This window comes from Mesorhizobium sp. M0074, from assembly GCF_040322975.1.
Taxonomy (GTDB): domain Bacteria; phylum Pseudomonadota; class Alphaproteobacteria; order Rhizobiales; family Rhizobiaceae; genus Mesorhizobium.
This window is the reverse complement of record NZ_JAMYUM010000054.1, coordinates 1-10,062: the sequence shown is the minus strand read 5'-3', so window position 1 is coordinate 10,062 and position 10,062 is coordinate 1. Positions and strand designations below refer to the sequence as shown.

The following is a 10,062-nucleotide window of genomic DNA, read 5'->3' as shown; positions in this document are numbered from 1 at the left end:
CGGCCACCCGCAGTCGTTTCTCCACCTCTGCTAGAGCCAGAACGCCACTGTCCGACGACAGCATGCCGCCATCGAAACGGGCGACGACGGACTTGCCGCCGACAGATGACAAGCCGCTCAGCGGCAGCGTAAGATCATTCATGGCAGGTGTGGTCTCCGGAAATGATTCGGATCGGCCTTAGCAACCAAATCCTACGTCATTTCAACGGCTTGAACCACATCCGCCAACCCACCGTGAATTTTCAGGCTAATACGTCGCTTCACAGCTGCGGTCCGGTGGCGAGTGCCTTTTTACAGCATGTTGCGGTCCTTGAGGCCGCCGGATGTCGGAGCTGCTGAAGAGTCATCATTTCAGCCATCTGCGCGGCATTCTGGTCGCAGATCGATAAAGCGCTCGCGCCAGAGCAAGAATACCTCGTCGATGAGCTTGTCCCGATCGTCCGGCGCGGAGTCGATGAGATCCGCAACCTGCGAAAATCGGCCACCGAATTCACTCAAATATCGTATGAGGTGCAAGCTGTTCAACTGACGAGAGTAGCTTGGTGCCCGTCTCAGGACGGCCCACTGCTGTTTGGCAGCCGTGATTTCCTCTAACCACGCCGCGTCACTTAGCTTTAGAATACATGTTGCGATGAGACTACTTAAGCTGCCTGTTTTTGCAGCCATGTTGTCCTCTATAAACAGGTAATCGAGATCAGTCGTCAAGAATGTTTGAATGGCGTCGGCGACATCCTGCACAATCGGCTCGTATCGATTGTTGAAAGAAGTGTTAAGAAGCACGGGGCAGCCGGTTGTTGCCTTGAATGACGATATTAACCTCCAAAAGTCTGGGCTGGAGGTTCTCGTGACGACTTGTACTCTCGCCGTTCCGTTGACATGGGTCACGGCGCCAAGTTCAGCGCGCTTCTCTTCTCGCACCTTGGCAACAAATACCATATGCTCCATATTTGGATTCGATGGCAGAGGGATGAAATAGTCCTCAAAATCCTCAGCAAGCACCGCTGGCGCGAACGGGCGAAAGCTCTCTCGCTGCTTGATTGCCAGGTTAATCCGTTGCCAATTTTCTTGAGGTCGAGGGTCTCCAAGTATGCTTCGGTTGCCAAGCGCACGCGGCCCAAACTCGGACCTGCCTCTCGCCCATCCGATTATTTTACCCTGAGCAATTTTGTCGGCAGCGGCCTCAAAGACGTCACCGCACTCAACAATGCTCATCCCCCCTACCCAAGACTCTATCTCCCGGCGAACGTCGTCATTTTCAGGGAGTTTTGGGCCAAGGAGGGGAGAATATAGGGTTATGTTAGTTTTTTCTTCTTTTTTCTGTTGACTGGCTATGTAGAGGGCCGCACCGAGAGCGGCACCACCATCATGCGACGCGGGATGAACAAAAATATTCTCAAATATGTTCGTGCCAGCAATGAGCCCGTTCATCACGCAGTTCTGCGCAACACCTCCTGCCAAACATACGTTTTTCAACTCCAATTTAGCCTGCCACCAAGAGAGAACGTCAATGACAACGACCTCTAGCAATTTCTGAATCGCGGCGGCAAAATGAGCTTTTCGTTGCCATTCCCGCGTGCCTGGCTCTGCCCGACCGAGAACGCCAAGGCTATAAGCGATATCGCCAAGTCTTATGATATCGAGGTCGTAAGATCCATCAGGATTAAACATGTAAAGCTTAGATACGGGGCCGAAATACCTATCAGATCGTCCATACGGGGCGAGCCCCATCACCTTGTATTCATCGAACATCGAAAACCCGAGAAGTTGAGTGGCATACCGGTAAAAGTGTCCGAGGGAGCACTTCACAGGATAACTATAGATTTCTTCGACAACTCCGTGGGTGCCACGAAAAATACTCAGCGATTCCCTCTCTCCTTCGCCATCGACAACAAGAACCAGAGCTTCTGTGAAAGTTGACGCCAGATACGTTGCGGCGGCATGGGCATGGTGATGCCTGACGAACTCGATTTTTTGGCGGTCGATGTCGACCCCGAACGCCTGCGATATATTGTTCATCAGGATGTCCCGCACTCCCGTTTTTTTCTCTATACCTAACGTCGCGGCCTCTTTGGCTAACTCGGAATCAAAATAACTTTCGCCGAAGAAGAACGCGAACTTGTCGATCTCGTGAATCGAACAACGCGCGGCGTCGATCGAGGCTCTCATTGCTAGGGCGGGGAAGCGATTGGTGTGCTTTTGCCTGGATAGCCTCTCCTCTTCGACAGCAAAGAGTGGCAGCCTACCCTTGATAACCGCAGCGGCCGCATTATGAAAGAATAGCGGCGAGAGTTTCGAAAAGTCGTCGTTTATTTCTGAATATCGAGGGCCGCCACTAAAACCAACGATCAACATATTTCAAGTACCTCGCTTGCGTGCATTTCTGTCAAATGTTGGCGAGTTCGTCCGCCGTCAACTGCCAAGTGGGCAACAGACGAATCGCCTAGCGCGCTCGCAGGCTTGTGAGCCGGGACATGAGTTTCTGCCGACAACTGCTGCGAGATAGCGAGAACAGAGTTTCAAAAACCGTGCCAACTGAGGAGACAAGGCTTCAGGAGGGCCTTCTAAACCTTTTCAGTGTCTTAGATGACAGTGCCGAATGACGCTGGCCAAAAGCACCGTGTCGCGGACTCGACAATAGGCGCCTCTTTGAATAGCTTGTCGCGCATCCTTCCGTTGATCTCGAAGATGGCTCGCTACAGGCCGGGGATTTCGAGGGGTGCCGCATCTGGCATGGTTTGATCGGAAGTCCGGCACGCAGCTCAACCGATCTGAACTTGCGGGCGAGCAAGGGTCGCGTCCCCACAGGTGGTGTAGCTCGGCGGGAGCTAAGCCGCTCGCGAGCGTGCCCTCGATAGCGCTGTACCGAGCGAGCGGCTTTGCGGTGGTCATCGACAGTTCGCCAGTAAGGTCGGGTTGCTGACACCAACCTGATTCGAAGGAACCATCGATGACCGACGACATGATGAACCTGCGCGCGATCGTGGAGAAGACTCCGGATTCCGATCTCTTGCGCGAGATGATTGGCTTTGCCGCCGGGCGCTGAAAATCTCGAAGCGCCGCGGCCTGAAGAAAGCCCGAGTGGCACTCGCGCGGCGTCTCACTGTTATCAGTAAGCGTCACGAGCACCGCACGGCGGTCCTTGCTTGACAGAGGCAGGATTCAGATGCGGGCCGCTTTGACTCGCTTGGCATGAAGTACGAGCGGATGGCGACGATCGCCTTCGCAACGGCGGCGACGCCCGCGTCGTCGAGACGGGAGTTCACCCCCGTTGTGTCCCGGATCGGGGCGATGATGTCGCCGGTTGCGGCATGACCGCGGGCCGGTGCTTGCGTCGCGGACGATCCTTGTCTTCGGCGGCATCGTCATTGGCCGCGACCGGCACCTCGCAGAGGTCGCCGAGATCGAGCGCGATCTGCGTCGGATCGAGGACGGCCAGCTTCTCCGTTTTTTGCCCCGAAGATCATCTGCTGGAGCAGATCGGCATAGACGCGCAGCTCCGCGTTCTCGGCTTCAAGAGCCAGAACGATTCTCTGCAGCTCGGCAGGATCCGATGGCAACGAATCAGGGCGGGGCGACATGATCAACCCTACCAAGCAGCCCCGAATCTTCAGCAAATCCAGTCACTTCACGCCGCTCTGACCGGTTTTTTGACGTGTTTCTTCGCCACTTCGTCCAGTCGAGGCCGGGCCACCAGAAGGGCGAACTCCTCGCGCGTCAGCCGGACCTGGCCGTCGCGGATCGGTGGCTAGGTGAAGCGCCCGGATTCGAGCCATTTCGAGAGCCAGAACCATGCCGCGGCAAAAACTGCAGGGCTGGCGTCGTCTCCGCAGCCGCTTTCGCCTGCACCAGCCCCGCCTGTCGCCGCCAGACGGAAAGAAGGCCACGACTTACGCCCCAATGTCGCGCGACTGCCGAGATGTTGGCGCCCGACTCCGCACTCTCCGCGACGACCCGAGCCTTTCCCGCCGGCGTCCAGTTGCGCCGCCGCCGCCGGCCGGTGATCACCTCGATCCGGCGATAGCGACCCTCTTCATGCCTGTCTTGATGACTGGCATCAGGCTCGTCCCACTCCATGCGCCTGCGCTCCTCGGGAATCAGCGGCAAATCTCGCCAGTGCATTGCCCGCAAGATGGGGTGCTCGTGACGCTCACGATTGAACAGTTGGAATTGCAACTTGAAGACCTTGTGACGTCGGCGACCGAGGATGAGCTTGCCGCGGCCGCTGCGGCGGCGAGGACCCAGAGCGTGCGTTCCTTCACGCGCAAGCGACCAGTGGGCAAAAGCCCTGGCCGGAGAATATCGCACGCGAGCGCGTCGTCATCGAGCCTCCCGCCGCCTGCGCCCGCTGCGGCGGATCGCGGCTGTCGAAGCTGGGCGAGGATGTGACCGAGACGCTGGAGGAAATTCTGCGCCGCTTCAAGCTGATTGAAACGGTGCGCGAAAAGTTCACCTGCCGGGATTGCGAGGCGATCAGCCAGCCGCCGGCGCCGTTCCATCCTACGCCACGCGGCTTCATCGGTGCGCAGTCGCTGGCGACGATCCTGTTCGACAAGTTCGGCATGCACCCTCCGCTCAACCGTCAGAGCACGCGCTTCAAGGCTGAGGCGATCGACCTGCCGGTGTCGACGCTGGGCGATCAGGTCGGCCACGGAACCTTCGCCGTCATGCCGCTCTTCCATCTGATCGAGCGCCATGTGCTCGCGGCCGAGCGCCTTCATGGCGACGACACCGCCATCCGCATCCTGGGGAAGAACAAGTGCACGACCGGGCGCATCTGGACTTACGTGCAGGACGATCGGCCCTCCAATGGGCATGCACCACCAGCGGCAGTCTATTACGCCTCGAGCGACCGGCATGGCGAAACCCGCAGAAGCAAGTGGCCGCCTTCGCCGGCATCTTGCAGGCCGACTGCTACAATGGCTTCGAACCGCTGTCGACCCGCATAAAAACGTGCTGCCGATCACGCCGGCATTTTGCTTCGCCCATGCGCGGCGGGGGTTCTTCGAACTGGTCGACATGGAGAAGAATGCCCGCGAGGGCAAGAAGGGAAAGCCGGTCTCCCCGATCGCGCAGGAGGCGGTCAAACCATCGACGCGCTGTTCGAGATCGAACGCGCCATCAACGGCCGCAGCGCTGACGAGCGGTTTGCCGCGCGCCAAGAGAAGAGCAAACCCTTCTCGACGACACGCCTGGTTGCTCCGCGAGCGCGATACCCTCTGGCGCTCTTCCGAAGTCCTGAAGCCGATGAACTACATGCTCAGGCGCTGGATCGACTTCGCCCGCTTCATCGACGACGGCAGGATCTGCCTCAGCAACAACGTCGCCGAAAGAGCGTTGCGTGGCATTGCTCTGGGAAGGCGCTACTGGACATTCGCCGGTTCCCAGCGCGGCGCCGACCGCGCCGCCGTCATGCTTACCCTCATCACCACGGCACGCCTCAACGACGTCGACCCGAAAGCCTGGCTCGCCGACGTCTTGGCCCGCTTGGCGGATCTTCCCACCTCGCGTCTGCACGAACTACTGCCCTGGCAATGGAAGCGCCTGCGTGAAGCCGCCAGGCCCGCCGATCAGCAGGCCGCCTGACCACGCAATGCCATCATAGAGCCCGCCGCGCCCACGCGCGTGTGCCAATCATGCGGCCTATGCGCACAGGTGCGCGTCTCGGTTCGTCGCATCAAGGTGGCGATGGCCTCAGCGTATCCCTATGCCGAGGAGTTCGCCCTGGCTCACGCCCGAATACGTGCCGCGGCTCTGTGACGCCGCCCGGACCTGAACCCTTCTCACAAACAACAGAGGATACATTGCTGAAGAACCCGAACGTCGCAACACCGCGGCGCTGATCGCGCCCGTCCTCGAACTCCATAGCCATGCCAGTGGCCGCGCCGCGTCACAACGGAGCCTGGCGCTAAATTCGGTGAGAGAAGCGGGCTACCGAAGGCCGGAGATCCTTTTGATTACGGAGCAAATATCGTGGGGATGGAACACGTGCCCTTCTATCTCCGTGGCGTAAGATGCACGCCCGCGATTGTGCATCGGACGGAACCGCCCCCCCGCTCGATAGTAGGAATTGCCAGCGGCAGCAGCTGCGCGCTCTCGCCGATGATGGCGACCTGCTCCGGCGTCAATGTCGAGAATGCGGTGGTCGACAGGGCCAAGATGCGCCCGCTTTCGCCTGTGAGCTCAATCGCATTCCCTGCGAAATTCTCAATCTGGAACGCGGTAAGCGCAATTACCCGGCGGCCGGTCCCTTCCAAACGATCGACGATTTCGCGCCGTCTCATAGAGTCAGTAATCATGTCGAGCCCGATCATGGCGAAATCGGTTGCGACGCACATCAACACGTTCGTATGGTAGATATCCGCTCCCGAGGGGTCTTTCGCCGAAAAGAGCATGGGCTCAAAATTAAATTGGCTGCAGAACCTCTGAAGCACGATTGGATTTGTCCGCTCGGATCTTACAGCATATGCGACGCGGTCGATGTGATCAAGCACCATCGCACCGGTGCCTTCCAAGAAGAGCCCGTCCGGTTCGAGACCAGAATAGTCAATTACCACCTGCACTTTATAGAATTGCTTCAGCATCTGGATAATGTCACTTCGACGCTCACGCCGGCGGCTTAGAGCCTTCATCGGATAGATCGATACCTGTCCTCCGGGATGGGTCGAAAACCAGTTGTTCGGAAATACCGAATCCGGAGTGTCGCTGCCTTCGTCCTCGAACAAATGCACCGCAACACCCTCACCTTGTAGCAGCGTAGCGGCAACCGTGATTTCGGCATATGCAAGCGGCGACAAGTCCCTTCCATCACGGTCCGCTACCTGAAATCGGTTATCGGTCGCAGTCTCGGCATTGACAGTGAAATGATGCGGTCGGATCATAACCACAGCGGAAGGAGACTGGACGGAGAATTCTGAACGTCGTGACACGAGAAGACTCCTGTCGGCTTGCTAGCGCATCGAGGATGTCGAAGATATTTCTCGGTCCTCCCGAGGGCATGACGGTATTCTAAATTTCGTTCCGTAGATCGCTATTCGACTTGGTGACGCAGTGAACAACTCTCAGTTAATTTGCCGGATGCCTGGAAAATACTCATATTCGATCGAGTCTAAATTTATTAGTGCGCTACATGGCGAAACCGCCTTGGCGGTTGGTCACCAGTATTCATATAGTACAAGCAGTTTCTCTGTCGTTAGAGCGGATTGCGCACCAGTGGACAAGTCATGCAATGTACTCCGCCGCGGCCGCGGCTGAGTTCTGAGCCACCGATTGTGATTACCTTCACACCGGCTGCCCTCAGTAGCGCGTTCGTGTGTACGTTACGGTCGTAAGCAATCACAACGCCCGGCTCGACGGCGAGCACATTGTTGGCACCATCCCATTGTTCCCGCTTCGCCTCGAAGTTGTCGCCGCCAGTTGGGACATTACGGAGAGCTTTCAGCCCAAGCGCATCGGCCACCACAGTTAAGAAGGGACTTGCCTCCTTGGTGACGTCCAGCGCCCCCGCAGGATTGCCTGGTCTCAGGGAAAACGTCTGCAACCGCTCGATTACCTCCTGATATGTCGTCACGACGTCATGGTCACAAAACGTGAAGACTGTGTCGAGATGCATGGAGCTGCGGTTCCGCGGCATCAGCGCTGCGATAACGTGCGTCACTTCTTCCGTCATGAACAAGCTACGTGCAAATGCCTCGACTGCCTGCGGCATTGTTCGTTCGCCCATTCCAATCAGTACGATCCCGCCGCCGATCGGCATCACATCGCCGCCTTCCAGGCTCATTGCGAGATCTGTTCCATTGGGCGATAGGTAAGTGAAGGCGGCGTCTCGAAATCGGGGATGGAAGCGATAGACGGCCTCGACATTCGCAGCCTCAGGTTTGCGCGCCCGCCAATACATTGTGTTAATCGAGACGCTACCATATAGCCAAGATGAGCTGTCTCGTGTGAAAACCTGGTTCGGCAATGGCGGCAGGACGAAATCCTCCGGCATGAGCGTTTGCCCCGTCAGGCTACGTTGCTGGAACGGGATTTCTGCAGCCACAAGCCCACCAACGAGATAGGTGGCGAGCTGGTCAGGCTGTACCTCTTCAAGCCAGCCGCTCAACTCATCGAGCATGCCTTGCCCCACCGAGGAGTGATCTATACGGCGGTGCAGGAGCCAGCGACGCGCTTCCGGTGACGCCATCGTTTCCGATAACAGTTCCTCGAATGAGTGAACTAACACGCCAAAGTGGCGCAATCTCTCCACGAAGATGTCATGTTCCTCTCCGGCGCGTTTAACCCAAGGCACATCGTCAAAAAGAAGGCTCTTGCAGTTCTGCGGAGTAATGCGATCGATACCGAAACTTGGTCGGTGCACCAGAACTTCTCGCAACGGGGCAACCTCGGAATGCACACATAAGCTCATCATTGCAGTAACCTCAGAACCAGCAGACCCGCTTCTTTAGACTTCGCGGCAACTGATGACAATCATGGTGTCCCTGGACTCGCTGCGACGTCCAGAGTATAAAGAAACTCCACTAGTCAGAGGTGGACAGTCTCTTATTCTGTTCAGGCTCAACACTGCTCTTCTCCGCGCTATTTAGAGGCCCCAGGCCGGAGTTCTCCAATGGACGGAATAACTATCGCTAGGCGGTCAGTCTGATGATGTAATAACGGCAGGTGAAGCCGCTTTTTGTGAGTTCTCCATATTGTGTCGTCTCTTGCTGAAATCCCGCGTTGTCGATCAGACCGTGGAGGTAGTCGATGTCCGCGGACGTGCCGAAGTTCAATAGAACCCGGCCGCTTGGTCGCAGTCGATACTTGACCTCAGTGATGAACCGTGTGAGGCCCCGGTAGTCTTCGTCTGTGCTGGCTGCTTCGAGCAGGTCGCGTGGCTTGAACCAGCGAAATGGCGGATCGAACACAACAAGGTCGAAATCACCGTCGACTTCGTCGAAGATGTCAGACACGGCGAAGGTAATCTTATCTGCCACGCCGTTGCGATCAGCGTTCTGCCTGGCACATTCGATGGCTTGGGGGTTAATGTCCACAGCAACGACGCGGGCTCCTTTGCGGGCTGCGAGGATCCCGCTTACGCCGCTTCCGGTGCCCATGTCCAACACACGTTCACCGGGCTTGACTTCCGCCTCGATTGCCTCGTGGTAAGAGTCGCCAGTCTCGTTATCCGTACTGGGAGAAAACACTTCCGGTCCGATGGTTAAGTCTAGTCCCATAAACCAGATTCGTTCCGGAAGGCACGCCTTTTGCCTCTGATAGCTCTCGTCGTGCCAGGAACGGATTAGCTCGACCTGATTCTTTGTCATGTTCGGCATGTAACGTTCAGTCATCTAACAAGTCCTTCTTTTCATCAGTCATTGTGGCCACCTCTTGAAAGATGGCGTGGATGAGAGGCTATTCTCCCCGTGCATCATAGCACCTAGAGTCTCACCGGATTTGCGGCGGCGCAATACCGTGTAAATTAAAGACTTGTTAAATCTTGTTACGATTTCGCTGCGAATTTGTTTGTCGATCACATATAGTGTTATGCGGTGCATTCTTTGCCGACGTGGCAATCGACCAGGCCGTGAAACCCGCTTACAGCCTGTCCACCGAAACTCGGGATTGGGGCCGGTTGAGTGGCCCATCGTTGTCTTTCGCTCAAGTTGTCTTGACTTGAGCGGCACATGCCTTTTTTGATGGCGGCTGGTCTACATCAACGTATACGGCGTGTCGCCTGATTGCCGTCGCCAAGATGGAGATCCGCACGCTTCCGGCCTCATAAGAGTCACGGGGTCGAAGCGCCATCTTTTGAATCAAGCTTCCAGAACGTCGGTTCGACCGTCAGCATCTTTCAAAATCCTCCCGCAGACATCATCGTCAGGGAGCGTCCATTCGAGCCGCGCTGACTTTAATTGTTTCGTACGCCTCCGGTGAAGCTTTCGATTACCCACATCGTCGGCTTGATCCAATGGAGATGCCGAAGGCGATGTCGTGCAAGCGGTCATGCCGCGCCAGACGACCATGTTGCCGGGACTCGGATCATGTTTGCGGGCGAGAGCCGCCAAGCATGGCGATTTGCAGCAG

General features: G+C 57.1%; 8 protein-coding genes and 1 pseudogene. 2 read left to right on the top strand and 7 right to left on the bottom strand.

Annotated features, from left to right (window positions below; translation table 11 throughout):
* The 3 genes and pseudogenes from NKJ73_RS33640 to NKJ73_RS33630 all read right to left on the bottom strand — a co-directional run.
* Window positions 1-142 (bottom strand): annotated as a pseudogene (locus tag NKJ73_RS33640) (IS1380 family transposase); the annotation flags it as partial.
* Between the two features lie 209 nt (window positions 143-351).
* On the bottom strand, window positions 352-2,352 hold the full coding sequence (locus tag NKJ73_RS33635) for a carbamoyltransferase family protein (protein WP_352572653.1): 2,001 nt from the start codon (window positions 2,350-2,352) through the stop codon (window positions 352-354).
* Between the two features lie 1,362 nt (window positions 2,353-3,714).
* Window positions 3,715-4,074 (bottom strand): transposase, encoded by a 360-nt coding sequence (locus NKJ73_RS33630; protein ID WP_352572657.1) that lies wholly within the window; start codon window positions 4,072-4,074, stop codon window positions 3,715-3,717.
* A 308-nt stretch (window positions 4,075-4,382) separates the two neighbouring features.
* Here NKJ73_RS33630 and NKJ73_RS33625 point away from each other — a divergent pair, with 308 nt between their 5' ends.
* Both NKJ73_RS33625 and NKJ73_RS33620 read left to right on the top strand, forming a co-directional pair.
* Complete coding sequence (locus tag NKJ73_RS33625) at window positions 4,383-4,946, top strand: IS66 family transposase (protein ID WP_352572651.1); 564 nt, start codon at window positions 4,383-4,385, stop codon at window positions 4,944-4,946.
* A gap of 4 nt (window positions 4,947-4,950) precedes the next feature.
* Window positions 4,951-5,583 carry an IS66 family transposase gene (locus NKJ73_RS33620; protein ID WP_352572649.1) on the top strand — a complete coding sequence of 211 codons (633 nt, stop codon included), beginning with the start codon at window positions 4,951-4,953 and terminating at the stop codon, window positions 5,581-5,583.
* Window positions 5,584-5,993: 410 nt separating this feature from the next.
* On the opposite strand, the gene ctlX is transcribed toward NKJ73_RS33620, so the two are convergent.
* The 4 genes from ctlX to NKJ73_RS33600 form a co-directional block, all read right to left on the bottom strand.
* Window positions 5,994-6,878: a citrulline utilization hydrolase CtlX gene (ctlX, locus tag NKJ73_RS33615; protein WP_352572655.1), complete on the bottom strand. Its 885-nt coding sequence runs from the start codon at window positions 6,876-6,878 to the stop codon at window positions 5,994-5,996.
* Between the two features lie 311 nt (window positions 6,879-7,189).
* The gene (locus tag NKJ73_RS33610) at window positions 7,190-8,407 is read right to left on the bottom strand and encodes an arginine deiminase (RefSeq protein WP_352572647.1); all 1,218 of its coding nucleotides are present in this window, start codon (window positions 8,405-8,407) and stop codon (window positions 7,190-7,192) included.
* A 217-nt stretch (window positions 8,408-8,624) separates the two neighbouring features.
* Window positions 8,625-9,326, bottom strand: a complete 702-nt coding sequence (locus NKJ73_RS33605) for a methyltransferase (protein WP_352572645.1) — start codon at window positions 9,324-9,326, stop codon at window positions 8,625-8,627.
* A gap of 465 nt (window positions 9,327-9,791) precedes the next feature.
* Window positions 9,792-10,062 (bottom strand): hypothetical protein (locus NKJ73_RS33600; RefSeq protein ID WP_352572643.1); only part of this gene is annotated, 271 nt, incomplete at its 5' end.

Excerpts from the sequence above, each read along its gene's own strand:
- NKJ73_RS33635 (WP_352572653.1), bottom strand. The coding sequence starts at position 2,352 with ATGTTGATCGTTGGTTTTAGTGGCGGCCCTCGATATTCAGAAATAAAC.
- NKJ73_RS33630 (WP_352572657.1), bottom strand. The coding sequence starts at position 4,074 with ATGGAGTGGGACGAGCCTGATGCCAGTCATCAAGACAGGCATGAAGAG.
- ctlX (WP_352572655.1), bottom strand. The coding sequence starts at position 6,878 with ATGATCCGACCGCATCATTTCACTGTCAATGCCGAGACTGCGACCGAT.
- NKJ73_RS33610 (WP_352572647.1), bottom strand. The coding sequence starts at position 8,407 with ATGATGAGCTTATGTGTGCATTCCGAGGTTGCCCCGTTGCGAGAAGTT.
- NKJ73_RS33605 (WP_352572645.1), bottom strand. The coding sequence starts at position 9,326 with ATGACTGAACGTTACATGCCGAACATGACAAAGAATCAGGTCGAGCTA.